Annotated in this window: 17 protein-coding genes and 1 pseudogene; all 18 read left to right on the forward strand. The window is 46.3% G+C overall.

Annotation, left to right across the window (positions count from 1 at the left end):
- The first annotated feature begins 16 nt into the window (after positions 1 to 16).
- Positions 17 to 781, forward strand: a complete 765-nt coding sequence (locus B5F53_RS03810) for a radical SAM protein (protein WP_242970233.1) — start codon at positions 17 to 19, stop codon at positions 779 to 781.
- A gap of 9 nt (positions 782 to 790) precedes the next feature.
- The gene (locus B5F53_RS03815) at positions 791 to 2920 is read left to right on the forward strand and encodes a site-specific DNA-methyltransferase (RefSeq protein ID WP_087219973.1); all 2130 of its coding nucleotides are present in this window, start codon (positions 791 to 793) and stop codon (positions 2918 to 2920) included.
- Between the two features lie 2 nt (positions 2921 to 2922).
- Complete coding sequence (locus B5F53_RS03820) at positions 2923 to 5802, forward strand: DEAD/DEAH box helicase (RefSeq protein ID WP_087219976.1); 2880 nt, start codon at positions 2923 to 2925, stop codon at positions 5800 to 5802.
- Positions 5803 to 5813: 11 nt separating this feature from the next.
- On the forward strand, positions 5814 to 7562 hold the full coding sequence (locus B5F53_RS03825; protein ID WP_087219979.1) for an AIPR family protein: 1749 nt from the start codon (positions 5814 to 5816) through the stop codon (positions 7560 to 7562).
- Positions 7563 to 7668: 106 nt separating this feature from the next.
- Positions 7669 to 8802, forward strand: coding sequence for a zinc ribbon domain-containing protein (locus tag B5F53_RS03830; protein ID WP_087219981.1), 1134 nt, complete (start codon positions 7669 to 7671; stop codon positions 8800 to 8802).
- A complete protein-coding gene (locus B5F53_RS03835; protein WP_087219983.1) occupies positions 8792 to 9004 on the forward strand; it encodes a hypothetical protein in 213 nt (70 codons plus the stop codon). Before B5F53_RS03830 ends, B5F53_RS03835 begins: the two co-directional genes overlap by 11 nt.
- 477 nt (positions 9005 to 9481) lie before the next feature.
- Positions 9482 to 10288: a MerR family transcriptional regulator gene (locus tag B5F53_RS03840; RefSeq protein ID WP_162610521.1), complete on the forward strand. Its 807-nt coding sequence runs from the start codon at positions 9482 to 9484 to the stop codon at positions 10286 to 10288.
- A 41-nt stretch (positions 10289 to 10329) separates the two neighbouring features.
- The gene (locus tag B5F53_RS03845; RefSeq protein ID WP_242970234.1) at positions 10330 to 11061 is read left to right on the forward strand and encodes a hypothetical protein; all 732 of its coding nucleotides are present in this window, start codon (positions 10330 to 10332) and stop codon (positions 11059 to 11061) included.
- 14 nt (positions 11062 to 11075) lie between these two features.
- On the forward strand, positions 11076 to 11222 hold the full coding sequence (locus B5F53_RS20265) for a hypothetical protein (protein WP_242970235.1): 147 nt from the start codon (positions 11076 to 11078) through the stop codon (positions 11220 to 11222).
- A 145-nt stretch (positions 11223 to 11367) separates the two neighbouring features.
- Positions 11368 to 12204 (forward strand): DUF859 family phage minor structural protein, encoded by an 837-nt coding sequence (locus B5F53_RS03855; protein WP_087219989.1) that lies wholly within the window; start codon positions 11368 to 11370, stop codon positions 12202 to 12204.
- 46 nt (positions 12205 to 12250) lie between these two features.
- Positions 12251 to 12664, forward strand: a complete 414-nt coding sequence (locus B5F53_RS03860) for a phage holin family protein (protein WP_087219991.1) — start codon at positions 12251 to 12253, stop codon at positions 12662 to 12664.
- A 1-nt stretch (position 12665) separates the two neighbouring features.
- Positions 12666 to 14165: an N-acetylmuramoyl-L-alanine amidase gene (locus B5F53_RS03865; protein ID WP_087219994.1), complete on the forward strand. Its 1500-nt coding sequence runs from the start codon at positions 12666 to 12668 to the stop codon at positions 14163 to 14165.
- A gap of 159 nt (positions 14166 to 14324) precedes the next feature.
- Positions 14325 to 14552: an SHOCT domain-containing protein gene (locus B5F53_RS03875; protein ID WP_087220001.1), complete on the forward strand. Its 228-nt coding sequence runs from the start codon at positions 14325 to 14327 to the stop codon at positions 14550 to 14552.
- 52 nt (positions 14553 to 14604) lie between these two features.
- A pseudogene (locus B5F53_RS20945) lies at positions 14605 to 15428 on the forward strand (recombinase family protein); the annotation flags it as partial.
- Positions 15429 to 15473: 45 nt separating this feature from the next.
- The gene (locus B5F53_RS20950) at positions 15474 to 16166 is read left to right on the forward strand and encodes a zinc ribbon domain-containing protein (protein ID WP_330396146.1); all 693 of its coding nucleotides are present in this window, start codon (positions 15474 to 15476) and stop codon (positions 16164 to 16166) included.
- Positions 16167 to 16598: a recombinase gene (locus B5F53_RS03885; protein ID WP_087220004.1), complete on the forward strand. Its 432-nt coding sequence runs from the start codon at positions 16167 to 16169 to the stop codon at positions 16596 to 16598.
- Positions 16585 to 18156, forward strand: a complete 1572-nt coding sequence (locus tag B5F53_RS03890) for a recombinase family protein (protein ID WP_087220007.1) — start codon at positions 16585 to 16587, stop codon at positions 18154 to 18156. Before B5F53_RS03885 ends, B5F53_RS03890 begins: the two co-directional genes overlap by 14 nt.
- Positions 18157 to 18578: 422 nt before the next feature.
- Positions 18579 to 19025 carry a hypothetical protein gene (locus B5F53_RS03895; protein ID WP_087220010.1) on the forward strand — a complete coding sequence of 149 codons (447 nt, stop codon included), beginning with the start codon at positions 18579 to 18581 and terminating at the stop codon, positions 19023 to 19025.
- Positions 19026 to 19089 lie beyond the last annotated feature (64 nt).

Below are 19089 nucleotides of genomic sequence, written 5' to 3' on the forward strand. Positions count from 1 at the left end.
GGAGGATGAAAACAACTTGAAGACGATAGAACGAAAATCCATGCTCTATCAAACAGGGGTAGAGTATGGTGACTACACAATGAATCACGCGCAGGGCTGCGCTCATGGGTGCAAATATCCATGTTATGCATTCCTGATGAAGAAGCGATTCGGGCAAATAAAGGATTATGAGAGCTGGCTTGAGCCGGTGCTTATATCAAACACGCTTGAATTGCTAGATAAAGAAATACCGAAGCTCAGAGATAAGATTCTGTCTGTACAGCTTTGCTTTACCACAGATCCGTTCATGGAAGGATATCCAGAGGTGTCCCAGATGAGTATTGCGGCTATCCGAAAGCTGAACGAGGCCGGAATCAAATGCACTACGTTGACGAAGGGACTGCTACCTATAGAATTGGCAGAGCTTTCTCCGGAAAACGAATACGGGGTTACGCTGATCACTTTGGATGAAGCCTATCGGGAACAGATGGAACCGGGAGCTGTTTCCTGTACAGATCGACTTGCAGCGTTGAGAGCACTCCATGATGCCGGTTGTAAGACGTGGGTAAGCATGGAACCGTATCCAACACCGAACATGGTTGAACAGAATCTGCATGAAATGCTGGAAACAGTATCTTTTACAGATCGGATCATTTTCGGGAGAACGAATTATAGTAAGGTAGCAAACGCCTATGAAGGGCATAAGCATTTTTACAATGAATGTGCGGCAGAGGTGATTTCCTTCTGTCAGGAGCACGGTATTGATTATCACATTAAGGAAAAAACAATAACAGAAGAATGAGGTAGCGTTATGGCTTTACTACAAGACCTGATCCAACAGATTGACGATCCGGCGCTCAAGGAGAGAATCTTGCAGGAAACAAATAAATTACTGAAGCAGAAGAAGTTCGGATTGGTGTTTGAAGAACATCTGCCGGAATGCACGCCGCTTTATGACGTACCGATTCGCATTGGCTCCAAGGTCGCTCTGAATACAGGGTATGTTAGTGATATCTATACAGTTATAAATATCGATGGCGATGATGTGCAGTGCGACCGCAGGGAAACTCATGAGCAGAAAACATTTAAGTTGGATGAGTTGGTAACAGTGGCCGAATTTGGAGAAGCAATCTATCCGACGCTTAAGCCATTGGATAGCGTGGAGAATGCTCCAGACAGCGGGCTTTGGCATACGCTGATTGAGGCGGACAATTACCATGCTTTGCAGCTTCTGGAATATCTTTATGCAGAAAAGGTGGACTGTATCTACATCGATCCGCCATACAATACTGGTGCCAAGGATTGGAAATACAACAATGACTATGTAGATGGTTCTGATGCTTACCGTCACAGTAAATGGTTATCTATGATGGAAAAGCGCCTGAAGATTGCGAAGAAGCTTCTGAATCCAAATGATTCTGCGTTGATTGTTACCATTGATGAAAAAGAATACCTACATCTTGGATGCCTGCTGGAAGAAATTTTTCCGGAGGCTCGTATGCAAATGATTACATCCAGAATTAATAAAAAAGCATCTACCAGAGTGGGGCAGTTTGCCAGATGCGATGAATATTTATTTCTGTTGCAATTTGGCAGTATGACTATACAGAAGTCCAAATATTCCATGCTGGATGTTACTGACAATAGTAATCCGGATGCAAAAGAAGCAAAGACAGATACCATTTGGAATAGTATGTTACGTCGAGGCTCAAATGGTTCCTCACGTAGAGAATCCCCAAATCTGTTTTATCCAGTTTGGATTGATGCTAAGAAGAAGAAAATAGAAGTTGTTGGAGATCCACTTCCGCTTGAAATAGATAGGCATGATGTGGAAAAAAGGCCACCTGTACCGGGACTGAAAGCTGTATGGCCGATTAGAACAGATAATAGTGAAGGTCGCTGGCAGCTTGGACATAAAACATTGCGATCTTATCTGGAGCAGGGTATTGCAAAATTAGGTGCATATAACAAAAACAGAGATCAGTGGGCTATTGTGTTTTTGAAGAAGAAGCAAAAAGAACAATTACGTGATGGAATTCTTATTGCAACGGGTAAAGATACTGATGGTTCTCTGATTTTAGAGTGGAATGAAAAAGCTGAACAAGATCGAGAGCCTAAAACGATGTGGGTGCGTGACTGGCACGACGCAAGTACTTATGGTACGAATCTCATAGACAAGATTATTCCTAAGAGGAATTTTCCTTTTCCAAAGTCATTGTATGCCGTTGAGGATACGTTGCACTTCTATGTGGGAAATAAGAAGAACGCACTTATAGTTGACTTCTTTTCTGGCTCAGGAACGACTTTACACGCTGTGAATCTTCTGAATGCGGAAGATAACGGACAACGTAGATGTGTAATGGTTACAAACAATGAGGTTTCAGAGGCAGAGATTAAGTCGCTAACCAAGCAGGGTTTACATCCGGGCGATGAAGAGTGGGAAAACTTTGGTATTGCTCGATATATTACTTGGCCTCGTACTGTTTGTACTATTGAAGGGCATGATACAAATGGAGCATCATTGAAAGGTGACTATCTTGGAATTGATAGACCTATGGCGAACGGATTTCCTGCAAACGCGGCCTTCTTCAAACTGAGCTTTCTTGATAAAACTTCGGTTGCCCTCGGCAGGCAGTTCCGAGAGCTGCTTCCAGTGCTCTGGATGAAGGGAGGAGCCATTGGTAAGTGCCCGGCTATTGATAATGATGATCTCCCGAACATGCTGATTTTGCCACAGAACAAGATGGCAGTTTTGGCAGATGAAATATATTATTCCGAGTTCGATGCGGAGTTAAGTCAGTATCCAGAAATCCAGACTGTTTTTATTGTAACGGATTCAGAAACAGCATACCGCTCGATGATACGTAGTTACGATGGTAAAGACTGCTATCAACTTTATAGGGACTATCTGGATAATTTCAGAATCAATACGGGGAGGTAACCATGAGAGTAGAATTATTCCCTTTTCAGAAAAGAGCGCTTGTAGATATCCGCATGAAGACTGCGGAAGCAATGGGCAGCTATCATAGAACACATGCGCCGCAGGTGGTTTCTTTTACTGCACCGACTGGAGCCGGAAAGACCATCATAATGTCCGCACTGATTGAGGCTATTCTTTTCGGTGATGAACAGTATATGGAGCAGCCGGATGCAGTCATTGTCTGGCTTTCGGATTCGCCTCAGCTGAACGAGCAGTCAAAGCAAAAGATTGACTCAAAAGCTGATAAGATTAAATTATCACAGTGCGTTACAGTTGCCGAGGAATCCTTTGATAAAGAAGTATTTGAGGACGGTCATGTTTATTTTCTGAACACGCAAAAGCTATCGGTCACCTCCAAACTCACAAAAAATGGAGACGGCAGGACTTACACGATCTGGCAGACGCTTGCGAATACTGTCCGAGAAAAGAGCGACCGGCTGTACTTTATCATCGATGAAGCGCACCGTGGCATGCAGGGACGTGAGGCCAGCAAGGCCACCACAATCATGCAGAAGTTCATCAAAGGTAGCGATTCGGATGGTATCCCGCCCATGCCAGTTGTCATTGGCATGTCCGCCACTACACAGAGATTCAATGCGCTGGTCGAAGGGACGTCCTCTACAATTCATAAGTCTATCGTGACGACGGATGAGGTACGAGCTTCTGGCCTTTTGAAGGATAGGATCGTTATCACCTATCCGGAGGAAGGCACGGTCAATAATGATATGGCCATTCTGCAGGCTGCTGCAGATGACTGGAAAGAAAAGTGGGAGCACTGGACGCAGTATTGCTTCGAGCAGCACTACGCCTATGTAAATCCAATTCTGATTATTCAGGTTTTAAATGGAAGCGGTGATGCTCTGACAGATACAAATCTGGATGATTGCATTGCAAAGATTGAGGAACGTACCGGTTTTAAACTGGAAAGCGGACAGGTGGTTCATACCTTCGGCGGCACGACAGCAACTCTGACTGTCAATGGACTCGACGTGCGCTATGAGGAGCCCTCCAATATTGCTGAGGATAGAAATATTCGCGTGGTATTCTTTAAAGAAAATCTTTCTACTGGATGGGATTGCCCGCGAGCAGAGACCATGATGTCCTTTAAGCACGCTAATGATGCCACATACATTGCGCAGCTTCTCGGTCGAATGGTAAGAACGCCGATGCAAATGCATATTCAGGTGGACGACGTTTTGAACGACGTGCATCTCTATTTGCCGTACTTCAATGAGGATACCGTCAAGGATGTTGTGGAGGCCTTGCAGAGTACAGAAGGCGGAGACATCCCGACCGATATTTATGGCGAGTCCTTGTCCGGAAAGAAATTTGAAACGTTGACTGTCAGACCAAAGAAGAAAAAGCAAGAACAGCAGACGCCGGGACAGATGACTTTATTCGATGTGTTCTCTGGACAGAACACAAGCGTACAGCAGTCTGCCGGAGGAAACGAGCCAGCTGGTGACTTGACTTCGACAGCACAGCTTCAGGTCACTGGCGGAGAAACAAAACAGGATGAAACGGCAGAACAAAACCAGACACAGTCGAGCGCAGATACAACGGCTCCTGCTCAGTCTGCACCGGTTATACCACAGGCATCTGCTACTGCAGTACAGTCCGAGAATAATGCTGCGGGAAGTCAGCAGACGGCTCAGGTGGAAACTTCTGAAGAGGAAGATCTGTTTGACCGTGAAGAGGTTATGAAATTTATAAATAATGCAGGTTTGCTTTCCTATAACGTTAGAGCGCTTAGGATAAATGACTACTTGAAATCTCTGTATAGGATGGCACATCTTCTTACGATGTCCAAATTGTACCGTGAGGCTATCCGGGAGGTTCAGGATGAGATTGTTGAGATGATCCACAGCTATGTGGAAGGACTCAAGGCAGATGGAAAATATGATGACCTTGTTCAGCAGGTTAAGCAGTTCAAGTTGGCAACTCAGATCTTTGATGCCTTTGGAGAGACCGTAGACAATTACTCGGTACATGATATGTTTACGACGACCGATACTGATATAGAGCGGCAATTTCAGATTGCCGACGTAAAGCTCGGTCGAGAAGGCATCGGTATGGCATACGGCAATAAATATGGTGACTTCAGCGATCTAATAGCTTTTAAAGTGGATGTTATCCTTTTTGTAGCCGATGAGGACAGCATGAACAGGCTCCATGCTTATGCGGAGGAGAGATTTCATGGTTTAAACGATGACTATCGCAGGTACATTGCTACTATTGATTCGGAAAAAATTCGTCGTGAGTATGATAGCATTGTCTCTGACGGCGACGTAGTCAGCAAACATAATTTCCGACTTCCTGAGACAATTCAGGTGCCACATGAAACTGGTGGAAAGGAATACAGAGACCATCTTTTTGTCAGTGAAGTGACTGGAACTGCAAAGCTGAAATTGAACGGATGGGAAGCCGAGCTTATCGAGACGGAGGAAAAGCGTCCGGACTTTGTATGCTGGATTCGCAATCCTTCCAGAGGCTCATGGGCACTCTGCATCCCGTATGAAATCGATGGAGAAATCAAGCCGACCTATCCGGACTTCATCGTAGTAAGAAGAGATGAGCGTGTTGGATATGTGATTGATATCCTTGAGCCTCATAGTCCCGACTTTAAGGATAACCTTGGAAAAGCTAAAGGCTTTGCCGAATATGCACGCCAGAATCCGGGCGTTGGAAGGATTCAGCTCATTCGCATGAGCAAGGACGCAATTGGAAAAAATCAGTTTAAGAGGTTGGATATGTACCGGACGGCAATTCGAGATAAGGTTTCCCATGCAATCAACACCGATGAGTTGGATCATATTTTCGATACAGACGGAGTTGTCGAGTAAGGAGGAGCATCATGTACGATAAAATAAAGAATGACATAGCACAAGAATATTACGTGAAGAACTATCCTAACGATGGGCAGCGGTTTGTTGCTTGGTATCTTCGTAATATTCATAACCTTGATACTTTTGAGGCCAAGGCTTGCATTACTGATGGAGCCGGTGATAAGCAGATTGATGCGGTTTATATCGATGACCAGTCTTCGACAATATATATCATTCAGGGAAAGTTTTACAAAGGCGACACTGTGGATGCAGAACCTCTTCGTGAGGTAACATCGTCGTGGATTCAAATTAAGAATTTTGCAAAGCTGCAGGAGGCGGCTAATGAAAAGCTGCAGGCAAAAATCAATGAGATTGCTACAGCCTTAGAGGACGACTATGAGGTTTGTTTTGAACTGATTACCACATCTGGTTTGACAGATTCTGCTAAGTCTGATCTGGCTGCTTTTCAGGCAGAGCTTGCGGAGAGCGAAACTTTGAGCGCGAATCTTGTGCTTGTTGACGATGAGACTCTTCAAGCTCGATATGATGAGGCACTGAATCGAAATCGTCCATATATAAATTATGAATTTTCCATTGAGAAGGGAAAGTATATGGAGATGCTGATTGGTGCGACCAGAGCTGTTATCGCAGCCATTCCATTGAAAGAGTGTATAAAGATTCCCGGCATTAAGGACGGGACGCTATTCAGAAAAAATGTACGCCAGTCTCTCGGTACCGGGAATAAGGTTAATAAGGGAATCGCTCGCACGCTTCGGAATAATCCGGAGGAGTTCTTCTTCCTTCACAATGGAATAACGGCAATTTGCTCGTCTATCAAAATTGTCAACGGAACCATGAGCGTAAAGGAATTGAACGTGGTGAATGGTTGCCAATCCCTGAGTACGATCTTTAATTGCAGTGAATCCGTCCGCAATGTCAGCGACGCTTATATAATGTTTCGCTTCTATGAGATTAGTAATGCAGAGCGTGCAGATGAAATCAGCACATGCACTAACTCTCAGAGTGCTGTAAAAGCTCGTGATTTGAGGAGCAATGATAAATACGTTCTGGCAATGAAGAAGGCTTACGAACAACATTTTACAGATGGATACTTCATTACAAAACGCGGAGAGAATGCTGATCCAGTTAAATACAACACGGCTCATATCGTGGATCTGACATCACTCGGCAAACAACTGATTGCATGGCATTCTCAGAGGCCTACCATCTCTTACAGTGAGAGCAGAATATTTGACAAGTATTTCGAGCAGTTGTTTCATAGAGAGTATGGTCCAGAAAAGGTTCAGGCGCTTTCTGATCTCTTCAAAGAGGTTTATAAGAATTGGGGAAATGATAATCCGCTTGGCCTGAACGAGGCATTGATAGCCCTTAAGGCATATGCTCCGTATCACCATCTTTTCGCTGTTTCTGTTCTATTCTGCGAAATCAATAAGATGCAGGATCTTGTTCCGAATCCGGCAGTTGCAATGCAAAAGCTCAAGGACAACGACCTTCTTAATACGGTTATTGGACTCGCCGGTCAGTGTTTGAATATGGGCTTTGAAATTGCACTTGATGATGCAAGTCAGAACAACAAGGTATTTAGCCCTCCGAACTGGACTAAGGCAAAAGCCTCCTTACGTGATATCCGTACTGCCGTAAAGCAATATCTGATGACCGTGAGAATGACACCCGGCGGGAAGGATATACTCGACAAGTTGAATACGGGTCTCAAAATGTCAAATGATGATTTTGAATCTCGCTGGAGTGCAGATTAAACCTATTAAGGTTTCCTTACAAAATTTTCTGAGTAAGATTAATTAATTCGCAAAAATTACAAGGCCTCTTATGATACATCAAATAAAAAGGAAAGGTCGTGAATAAATGAGCAGAATACTATGCCCGGAATGCGGGACAAAAATATCAGATAAAGCCACGAAGTGTCCGCATTGTGGGTTTCAAAGTGCCGATCCAAAGAGGCCAATCAGTGAGCAGGACAAATACGAGATGGTTCCAATCTTCGAATATGATATTGAAGAGTGGAAGCCGAATTGCGGAGAACTAAGCATTATCTCATATGAAGATAATAGAAGTTTTATTCAGTATTTTGGTAAGTGGGAAAATATCAAGGTAAAGCTTCCTGCAATTGCAGAAGTAATAGGAGCTATGGCAGGCAAGGATCACATCATGGTTGCTAAGATGGATTCCTATGTGAAGGATTTAATAGATAAGGGAATCTATCGATTCACCATTGATAAGCAGGGAGAAATACTGCCAACAATTCGTGACGCAGATGGATTTGTTAAACAGGTGCGACTTGAGGACATGGCCTTGATGCCTAATCTCACACAGTCCTTAAACAATTTATCGACGCACGCGATAATGGCCCAGATTCTTGATGAAATAGAATATGTCGGTGATGCAATAAGAGAGCTCCATGTAGAGCTTCAGAATGATCGTCTTGCTATGGCAGAAGGGGCAAGGGATAAACTAAGGCAGGCAAGGCTGATTCAGGATGCAAAACTGCGAGAAGTGGCAATACTGGGTGTTATACATAGTGCGACAGATGCAAAGCGAGTATTGATGCGGAACTTTGCCCAGAATATGTATCATATCACCGAACATTCCCAGAAGTCAGATCTTCAAATGATGCTTGATTTCAAAAGGGAAAAAGATATCAGCAGGAAGGCAATTGACGCATTTCAGGCACTTGTTTACATTACTAACTCTGTGCAGACCGAGTGTGAAGGATACGCTATGCTGGGAGAATACGAACCGTGCAAGGAATGCTTAGAGGAATTCAAATCCTTCATTGTGGAAAATAAACTTAATGAGCGAGATACATTATTGCTACTCAATGAAAATTCTTCTCAAAAGCGAATCGAAGTAGTTGATCAGTTTACCGATATTGCAGCGAGGATTACAGCTTTTGATCCGAAGGCACAAATTGAGTATTCAGTACATAATCTGTTGACTGCAGAAACAGAACATACCGGAGGTGATTCTGATGAGCAATAATAAAGGTTCAGAAATTCGTTACTGCAAGAAGTGCGGATGCGAACTTGTAAGCACGAATAAGCACAAGTTATGTGATAATTGCAGACGCGAAAGGAATGCAAATATTAGAAATGGTGTATTAGGTGCAGTGTGCACAGTTGGTAGTGTCGCACTATTTATTGTTACCAAAGGAAAGCATGGTGGCGGAGGAAATAAAGCCTAAGCTGAGTCGAGGCGATGGGATTTCAGACTTGTTCCCTCAGAGCGAAGTCTTGAAGCGATTGGAAAATCTGTGGGTTTGCATATTATAGGTAGGAGCAAGGTCTTTGACCTGTTTCCGAGAACGGACAAGGGCAAAAAACGGTGTGATTTAAGGAAACAAGGGATTTCCGGGAGTTGGGACTGTTTGGACAGAGGTTCTGGCTCCCGGATTTTTTATGCCTGTCTACTCCGTGGAAACATATCAACGAGAAAAATAGGCGGAGGGTTGAGTACACAGGATTGATATGGGGTAGGTCGTGGAGACAAAATTGTTAAAAGGGTGTGGAGTTGATGAGATTTTTTTCAAATGGGAATAGATGCAGAATTTCCAGTTGACTTTATGCTAACGACGATTTATAGTGTCACCTACCAAAGTACGGGAGCCGCTTGACTCTCGTATAATGTGAAGGTTTATAATGAAGAACAGGAGGTCATTTCTTTGTTGAAAATAGGAGAATTTTCAGTTTTGTCTCAAATCAGCATCTATATGTTGAGGCATTATGATGAAATTGGCCTGTTGATTCCAGAGCAGGTAGATGAATTTACCGGGTACAGATATTACAGTGAACGGCAGCTGCCAATTGCAGGGAAGATACAGGCATTGAAAAGTATGGGCCTGAGTCTGAATTTGATGAAGGAGATATTGACAAAGTATGCGGACAACGCAGGGTTAAAAACCTATCTTGAGCTTCAGGCCATAGAGCAGAAAGAAAAAATAGAGCATATGCAGAAACAATTGAATTTGCTTGAAACAACGATAGCCAATCTGGACCATGCTTCAGACATTCCTTTGTATAGCGTAGCACTCAAGAGAATCCCTGCTCATTATGTAATCAGTGTGAGGGGAATTATCGAAACGCCTGACAAGGAAGCGGAGCTTTGGGAAAGATTGGCGCAGGAAAGAAAAAGACAAAAAATTCAATTTGCGAATCCGGCGTGGAATATCGCAGTTTTCCATGATGAGGGATTTCAGGAGCGGGATTTAGATGTAGAGATTCAACAGGCAGTTATTGGAAAGTGCCATGATACGGATGTCATGAAATGTAAAAAGGTTGAAGAAATCACTGCTGCGACACTCACATTTAAAGGAAGGTATGAGTTGCTACCGCAAGCAAATGAGGAAATCATTCGCTGGATTGGGGATAACCAATATAAGTTGGATGGAAATCGGCCACCGCATCAAAAGCCGGAACGGTTGTCCTTACCTTTGCTGCCAATGCCACACTGGGAGGGGCCACAGTTCTAAACGGTACCATAGACCTGACCTTTACTGTGTCCGGTGTTTCTGTGGCGAAAAAGTTTGCGTGGACAAAATCCAATAAAGGCAGCAATGGTGCCAGCGGTGCGAATGCGGTGGTGTTTTCCGTGTATGCGCCGGAAGGTACCGTGGTTATCAACCAGTCCGGGAGCCTTGCGCTGGCGGCGGTTGGGTATGACGGCGCTTCGGAGATCACCACCGGGGCGACCTACCAGTGGGCGAAATACACTGGCGGCAATTGGACGGACATCAGCGGAGAAACTTCCTCTTCCCTGTCTGTTTCAGGAGCGGATATCGTGAACATCCAATCCTACCGCTGTACCATGACATACAAGGGGAAATCTTATACAGACGTCATCACGGTGGAAGATAAGTCCGACCCGTATGTGTCGGAGATGCTCTCCATCGGCGGGTTTACGGTAAAGAATAACTTAGGTGGTGTGGTTCCCTATGTGATCGTCCGTACCAATCAGAAAGAGGTCGATCCCCTGCTTGGCAACATCTCGGAGACTGCCCCGTCTAACCCAAGTGAGGGGGACTTTTGGTACCAGGTTGACCATACCGCACAGAAAGTGACGTTGATGAAATATTCCGGCACGGCATGGGAGGCTGCCACCGAGACGCAGGACTTAACGTACACATGGTATGCGCAGGACAAGGACGGCCATGCGGCATCATTCGATAAGGCCGGGAAGGTGATCTACCTTTCCGCATCGGACATCGACAGTCTCCTGACCCTGCAGTTTGACGTTTCCAAGTAAACGGGGGTGATTGCATGACACCCATCACAAGCTGTCAGGCCACCTTCCAGAATTTCACCGGATATGAGGATGACCTCGCTTCCCTGGAAGAAAATATCCGGGAGTGCTACTCCGAGATCACCAAAACCTCGGAGCAGATCATTCAAACCAGAGCCTTGTGATTACCAATGCGGAGATCCGCAACAAGCTGTCCCTGGGCAATGAGAGCCGGGGATGGTTTGATTTTATACCAAGGATTAACGGGAACCTCTCCATCAAGTGGAGAGGCCCGGCTTAAAACGCTGACGGCAGGAAGGGGTGAGGAAGATGGCGTCAAGCGGCAGCTTTTCCGGTTCCATCCGGGATGGGCATTATAAGTTACAAGTGGACTGGTCGCAGAGCAAGAATGTATCCGCAAATACCTCCACGGTGACCTGTAAGCTGTATCTGGTCAACGACTGGAGCCTAAGCATCAGTGGCCGGAGCAGCAATACCTGCACCATTGATGGAACGTCGCAGACCTTTACCTCTCCGGCTATCAGTTCCACGGGGGCGCACCTTATAGGAAACGTATCACAGACAGTGAACCATGCCAGCAACGGCAGCAAGTCATTGACGATTTCCGCTGTGTTCTACATCCAGGCCACGCTCAGCGGGACGTTTTACAATTCCATCACGGCAAGCGCCAATATCACGCTGGACAGCATCCCCCGTGCATCCAGCGTGTCCGCGGGGAACATGACGATGGGGACGGCAGGTACGATCAGCATCAGCCGGGCGTCCTCTTCCTTTACCCATACGCTGACCTATGCCTTTGGGAATGCCACCGGAACCATTGCGACAAAAACGACAGCAACGTCGGTTTCGTGGACGCCGCCGCTGGCCTTGGCAAACCAGATCCCAAGCGCCACAAGCGGTACCTGCACGATTACCTGTACGACTTATAACGGGAGTACGAGCGTCGGTTCAAAAACCTGCACGCTGACTTTGAGTGTGCCCACGAGTGTGAAGCCAACCATTTCCAGCCTGAGTGCCTCCCGGATTGATGGGGATGTGCCAAGCGCATGGGGGATTTATGTGCAAACGACAGCCCTATATTGTCTGCTATATGTGGAAGCGGACAGCATAACTTTATACTTTCTGGAAACTGGCGACTGTTCTTAGGGGCAGCCGCTTTTTTCATACAAAAATTTCAAAGGAGGGATTCAACATGAAGGAATTCTGGAACACGATCCAAGTTATTTTTGCAGCTATCGGAGGGTGGCTCGGCTACTTCCTGGGCGGCTGCGACGGGCTTCTGATCGCGCTGGTGGTGTTTGTGGCAGCGGACTACATCACGGGCGTGATGTGTGCCGTGGCGGATAAGGAGCTGTCCAGCGAGGTGGGATTTAAGGGCATCTGCAGGAAGGTGCTGATCTTTATCCTGGTGGGGATCGCCAACATCCTGGATGTGCAGGTCATCGGCACCGGCTCGGTACTGCGCACGGCAGTCATCTTTTTCTACCTCTCCAACGAGGGCGTGAGCCTTTTAGAGAACGCCGGACACCTGGGGCTGCCCATCCCGGAGAAGATTAAGACCGTATTAGAGCAGTTGCATGACCGCTCGGAAAGTGAGGGAAACTGATATGAAGTTAGTACAGAGTATTCTGACAAAGAACCCCTGCTATACGGCGGGGAGAAAGATCACGGTCAAGGGGCTGATGCTCCATTCCGTGGGCTGCCCGCAGCCTAAGGCGTCCGTGTTCATCAACTCCTGGAACAGCCCGTCCTATGACAATGCCTGCGTCCACGGTTTCATTGACGGCAATGACGGGACGGTGTACCAGACGCTTCCCTGGAACCACCGGGGATGGCACTGCGGCTCCGGCAGCAAGGGCAGCGGGAATAATACCCATATCGGCGTAGAGATGTGCGAGCCTGCGTGTATCAAGTACACGTCAGGCTCGAACTTTACCTGCTCCGATACGGCAACGGCGAAAGCAGTGGCAAAGAGGACCTATGAGGCGGCGGTGGAGCTGTTTGCTATGCTGTGTAAACAGTACAGCTTGAATCCGACTGCGGATGGGGTAATTATCAGCCACAAGGAAGGACATAGCCGAGGGATTGCCAGCAACCACGGGGACCCGGAGCATCTCTGGACGCAGCTTGGCATGGGATACACAATGGACGGGTTCCGCAAGGCGGTGAAAGCAGCCATGTCCGGGACGTCCGAGAATACCAGCGGCTATACGAAGATCATGGGGACTGCGGTTGCAACGGTGGAGCAGATGAAAGCCTACCTCAAAGGCAAGAACCCGTCTGTGGCGCAGAGCGTCCTGGATATGCTCCCGTTGTATCTGTCCGAGGGAAAGACAGAGGGTGTGCGGGGCGACATCGCCTTTGCGCAGTCCTGCCTGGAGACCGGGAACTTTACCTTCTCCGGCTCTGCGGTCACGCTTTCACAAAACAACTTCTGCGGGATGGGCGTGACCAGCAACGGGTTGAAGGGAAATTCCTTTGATACCCCGCAGCTTGGCATCCGGGCGCAGATCCAGCACCTGAAAGCCTATGCCTCCACAGAGAGCCTGAAAAATCCCTGCATTGACCCGCGGTTTAAATATGTCACGAGGGGATGCGCGGAATATGTGGAGTGGCTGGGACAGCAGGAGAATCCGGACAGGAAAGGCTGGGCTGCGGGAGCCGGGTACGGGGCGAAAATTCTCTCCATCCTGAAAACTATTACCGACATCTCCGGCGGGATATCTTCCTCTACGGAGGTCTGGTACCGGGTGCGGAAGACCTGGGCGGACGCGGCTTCACAGAAGGGGGCTTTCCACAGCCTGGACAATGCGAAACGGTGCGCCGATGAGAATGCGGGGTACTCCGTGTTCGATGAATCCGGCAAGGTGCTGTACACCTCCCAGGCGGGACTTACGCCATATCTGGTAAAGGTCAGCATTTCCGACTTGAACATCCGTAAAGGGCCGGGAACGAACTATGCAAAGACCGGGAAGTACACTGGCCAAGGCGTCTTTACCATTGTGGACGAAGAGGACGGAAAAGGTGCATCTAAATGGGGACTTCTGAAATCCTACCAGAAGAACCGTGACGGCTGGATTTCCCTGGATTATGGAAAAAGAGTATAAATGATTGTACAGCCTGTGGGCAGTCTCATCAAAGGGACTCTCGCAGGCTTATTTTTTCCCTGAAATACCCCATCAAAAAGGCGGAGAAATCTCCGTATCCTGAAGGATTGATTGTTTTCCGGTTCCCGGCAGGCCAGTCCTTCAGATCGGAGGGATGTCATGCAGGTAACAAAAATTACAGAAGAAGGTCAGATGCCTTCACGAAATCCACGGACATTTACTATGGGAGAATTGCAGCAGGAATATGACTATTACATGGCGCAAAAACTGTTGAAAAAACTACGGGAGGCAGATTTGATTTCCGAGGGTGAATTCAACAAAATAACCGCATTAAACCGCCAGACTTTCTCCCCATATTTGGCTGAGATTATGCCTGAAACGACTTGATATTACGGGCGTTTAGAGCGAATATGTGACCTACCGAAAGCGAGGTGAGTTGATGAAACGGATCACAAAAATCGAGGAAAATAAGAGTCTTGATAAAAAGAAAAAGCTGCGGGTGGCAGCCTATTGCAGGGTATCAACCGCAAGCGATGAGCAGCTTGTTAGCCTGGCGGCGCAAAAAGTCCACTATGAAAATTACATCAAGGCAAATGATGAGTGGGAGTTTGCCGGACTGTATTATGATGAAGGGGTAACAGGTACAAAGAAGGAAAGACGGGATGGCCTGCTTTCTATGGTCGCAGACTGTGAAAGTGGAAAGATTGAATTTGTCATCACAAAATCCATCAGCCGGTTTGCACGGAACACGACTGACTGTCTGGAACTGGTCAGAAAACTTCTTGACCTGAATGTTTACATCTATTTTGAAAAGGAGAACCTGAATACTGGATCGATGGAAAGCGAGCTGATGATTTCCATTTTAAGCAGTCTTGCTGAGAATGAGTCCGTATCCATTTCTGAAAATGAAAAATGGGGAATTAAAAAACGGTTTCAGAATGGGACATTCATTATATCCTATCCCCCGTATGGTTACGACAATGTAGATGGGGAGATGGTTATTGTGCCAGAACAGGCGGAAATCGTGAAACAGATTTTTGCAGATACACTGGCGGGAAAAAGCACCCATGCCATTGCAGGAGAACTGAATGCGAAAGGAGTCCTGAAAAAAAAGGCTGCAGTTGGACGCCGGGAACGATAAATGGAATTATAGGCAATGAAAAATATACAGGTGATGTCCTTTATCAAAAGACTTATACAGACAGCAGTTTCAACCGTCATACAAATTACGGTGAGCTTGACCAGTATTTGGTTCAGGACCATCATGCCGCAATCGTCAGCCATGAGGATTTCGACAGGGCCAATGCCGTGCTGCGGCAGCGGGGCAAGGAAAAGGGCAATGGCAGGAACACGGAAAAATACCAAAATCGGTATAGCTTTTCAGGAAGGATTAAGTGTTCGGAGTGCGGAGACAGTTTCAAACGCAGAATCCATTACAAACCGAGCGGTTCCTATGTCGCATGGTGCTGTGCTACCCATCTGACAGATAAGGACGTCTGCTCCATGAAATATGTTACTGACGATGCTTTGAAGCGTGCGTTTGTAACGATGATGAACAAGCTGGTATTCGGACACCAGATTGTGCTTCGCCCTCTGCTGCAAAGCCTCAGAGGGATGAATGACAAGGCACAGCTTTTGAAAATGCAGGAGCTGGAAGAGCAGATTGAGAAAAATATGGAGCAGCGGCAGGTGCTGACGAGCCTTATGGCGGGCGGCTACCTTGAGCCTGCTCTTTTCAATAAGGAAAGCAATGCTCTGGCAGCGGAAGACGAAGCACTGCGACAGGAAAAGGACAGCCTTATTCACTCCCTCAATGGGAACATGGTAAAGGCAGATGAATTGCAGAAGCTGCTCCGCTTTGCAGCAAAGGGAACCATGCTGGCAGGGTTTGATGATGAGACTTTTCTGGAATATGTGGATAGGATTACCGTCCTTTCAAGAAGCGAGGTTTCCTTTGAGTTGAAGTGCGGGCTGTGCTTGAGAGAAAGGCTGGTGGATTGAATGAGGCACATACCTTACGGATATAAAATTGAGAACGGCATGGCTGTTGTAGATGAGAAAGAAGCTGCGGCTATGCGGGAATTTTTCGAATACTATATTTCCGGTCTGGCGCTCATGGCAGCGGCTGAGAAGGTGGGACTGAAACTCTACCACGGGAGTGCCGGACGGATACTGCGGAATGTGAAATACCTCGGAGATGGTTATTATCCGGCGATCATTGACAGAGAAACCTTTGATAAGGCAGAGGAAATACGGATGAGCCGTGCAAGGGCGCTTGGCCGTGTGAGGGAACTGAAGGGGAAACAGCCAGACCCTTTTCCGACAAGGTTTACCATGCCTGTGATAAAAACGGTCTATGATGATCCTTTTGAACAGGCGGCTTATGCCTACAGTCTGACAGAGAGCGAGGTGGCGATGGATGGAACCGAATAAAAATGTTACAGTTATTCCTGCCCGGAAACGGGTGGGAAATACCGTGACAGCAGAAGCAAAACCAAAACTCAGGGTTGCCGCCTACTGCCGTGTTTCCACGGACAGCGATGAGCAGGCAAGCAGCTATGAGGTGCAGGTGGAGCATTACACCCAGTTCATTCAGAAGAATCCGGAGTGGGAGCTGGCGGGTATATTCGCGGATGACGGGATCAGCGGCACCAACACCAGGAAACGGGAAGAATTCAACCGCATGATTGAAGAATGTATGGCAGGTAAGATTGACATGATTATCACGAAATCCATCAGCCGATTTGCCCGGAATACGCTGGATTGTCTGAAATATATCCGGGAACTGAAGGAGAAGAACATCCCGGTATTCTTTGAGAAAGAGAACATCAATACGATGGATTCCAAAGGAGAGGTATTGCTCACCATCATGGCGAGCCTGGCACAGCAGGAAAGCCAGTCTTTGAGCCAGAACATCAAACTTGGCCTGCAGTACCGATTCCAGAACGGAGAGGTCCGGGTCAACCACAGCCGTTTCCTCGGATACACAAAGGATGAGAAAGGAAACCTGATCATAGAGCCTGCGGAGGCGGAAGTGGTAAAGCGGATCTACCGGGAGTACCTGGAAGGGGCAAGCCTGCTCCAGATCGGGCGTGGCCTGGAAGCAGATGGCATTCTTACCGGGGCGGGGAAAACGAAATGGCGTCCGGAAACGCTGCGGAAGATTTTGCAGAATGAGAAGTACATGGGGGATGCCCTTTTGCAGAAAACGTATACTGTTGATTTCCTCAATAAAAAGCGGGTACAGAATAATGGTATTGTTCCGCAGTATTATGTGGAAAACAGCCACGAAGCCATTATCCCCCGTGACCTTTATATGCAGGTGCAGGAGGAGATGATCCGGAGGGCGAACCTCCACAGCGGAGCCAGCCGGAAAAAGAGAGTTTACAGCAGCAAGTATGCCTTATCCAGCATTGTCTACTGTCCGAAGTGTGGGGAGATTTACCGGCGGATTGCATGGAACAACCGGGGCAAACACTCCACAGTCTGGAGATGCTGCACCCGTGTGGAGCATGGCCCTGGAAAGTGCGATGCTCCTACCATTCAGGAATCGGAACTGCAGGCGGCAGTGGTAAAAGCCATCAACCTTGCGCTTGGAAATAGGGACGGCATGATGGAGGTATTGCAGGAAAATATAGAGACAGTCATCCGTCAAGAGGATGAAACCTCGGCGGAAGGAATCAATGCCAAGTTGGAGGAGCTGCAAAAGGAACTGTTGAGGTTGGCAAATTCAAATAAGGATTATAACAGTGTGGCGGATGAGATAGACCGCCTGCGGGAACTGAAGCAGAAGGCACTGACAGAGAGCGCCGAGCGGGAAGGTATGAAAAAGCGGATTGCGGAGATGCAGGAATTTCTGAACAGTCAGACTACGGAGATTTTGGAATATGATGAGCAGCTTGTCAGGCGGTTGATTGAAAAGGTCACAGTCTACGAAGAGAGGTTTGAGGTGGAGTTCAAATTCGGGACGAAGGTGGATGTGGAGAGATAAATAACAGAAATGTTATGGGTGCCTTGTGGCTTTTGAAATGGCTGCAAGGTGCTTTTTTGATAGGCTGTTAATTCATCATTTTAAAGAAGGCAGCTTGTGTTTATCAACCATGGGGTTTATAATTGTACTATGCTGATGGGGGTGGAAAATGACAACATCGGATATGATTTAGTGAATTAATATATTGAGAATTTAGAAAATTGAAATAAATTTATGATTATTAATTTTGTACCAGTAAAAGAGAAAATTTGTAACGAATGATTTGAAGTGGAGTTCAAATCTAATATGGTGACGAGTATACAGAGATAAATAGTTTTTATAATAATGCAGAAGAAACATACAATAGATTTAAAAATATATTTGAAATGATTAAAGCTAGAACATATTATAGCAATTACATTAAAATATCATAAGAGAAAGGTATGATACAGATGGAAGTTAAATGTTTTATTCTTATGTGTTTTGGAGACACACCCGAAGAAAAAGAGTTTTACTCTGATACATACGAATATCTTCTTCGACCAATTGCTATTGGATTAGGCTATAAGGAAACAGAAATTGATAGGGCCGATATTAGTGGTAAAGCGACTGCTTCGTTGGCTCAAAACTATCTTGTGAAAATTGCGACAGCAGAACTTGTAATTGCAGATTTAAGTAATAATAGTTCTAGCGTTTATTATGAACTAGGAGTTCGTCATGCACTTGTTCGGAAACGAACAGTCATTCTGGCACCAAATACTAATGAGAATGGAGAGAAATTTAAAGTCGCATTTGATGTTGTAAATGATCATCATATTTATCGTTATAATCCAGATCATCAAATAGCTATTTTGAAACAAGAGAGTAGTCGTTTAATCGTAAGTAGGTAATCATCCGTGCCTTGACAAAATATGAAAATCCCCCAGCATTTACCGGGGGAAAATTAGTCTCTCA

The sequence above is a fragment of the Blautia sp. An249 genome, from assembly GCF_002159835.1.
GTDB lineage: Bacteria > Bacillota > Clostridia > Lachnospirales > Lachnospiraceae > Blautia_A > Blautia_A avistercoris.

Coding starts and splice junctions, on each gene's coding strand:
- B5F53_RS03815 (WP_087219973.1), top strand. CDS start 791: ATGGCTTTACTACAAGACCTGATCCAACAGATTGACGATCCGGCGCTC.
- B5F53_RS03820 (WP_087219976.1), top strand. CDS start 2,923: ATGAGAGTAGAATTATTCCCTTTTCAGAAAAGAGCGCTTGTAGATATC.
- B5F53_RS03825 (WP_087219979.1), top strand. CDS start 5,814: ATGTACGATAAAATAAAGAATGACATAGCACAAGAATATTACGTGAAG.
- B5F53_RS03830 (WP_087219981.1), top strand. CDS start 7,669: ATGAGCAGAATACTATGCCCGGAATGCGGGACAAAAATATCAGATAAA.
- B5F53_RS03835 (WP_087219983.1), top strand. CDS start 8,792: ATGAGCAATAATAAAGGTTCAGAAATTCGTTACTGCAAGAAGTGCGGA.
- B5F53_RS20265 (WP_242970235.1), top strand. CDS start 11,076: ATGACACCCATCACAAGCTGTCAGGCCACCTTCCAGAATTTCACCGGA.
- B5F53_RS03855 (WP_087219989.1), top strand. CDS start 11,368: ATGGCGTCAAGCGGCAGCTTTTCCGGTTCCATCCGGGATGGGCATTAT.
- B5F53_RS03860 (WP_087219991.1), top strand. CDS start 12,251: ATGAAGGAATTCTGGAACACGATCCAAGTTATTTTTGCAGCTATCGGA.
- B5F53_RS03865 (WP_087219994.1), top strand. CDS start 12,666: ATGAAGTTAGTACAGAGTATTCTGACAAAGAACCCCTGCTATACGGCG.
- B5F53_RS03875 (WP_087220001.1), top strand. CDS start 14,325: ATGCAGGTAACAAAAATTACAGAAGAAGGTCAGATGCCTTCACGAAAT.
- B5F53_RS03885 (WP_087220004.1), top strand. CDS start 16,167: ATGAGGCACATACCTTACGGATATAAAATTGAGAACGGCATGGCTGTT.
- B5F53_RS03890 (WP_087220007.1), top strand. CDS start 16,585: ATGGAACCGAATAAAAATGTTACAGTTATTCCTGCCCGGAAACGGGTG.
- B5F53_RS03895 (WP_087220010.1), top strand. CDS start 18,579: ATGATACAGATGGAAGTTAAATGTTTTATTCTTATGTGTTTTGGAGAC.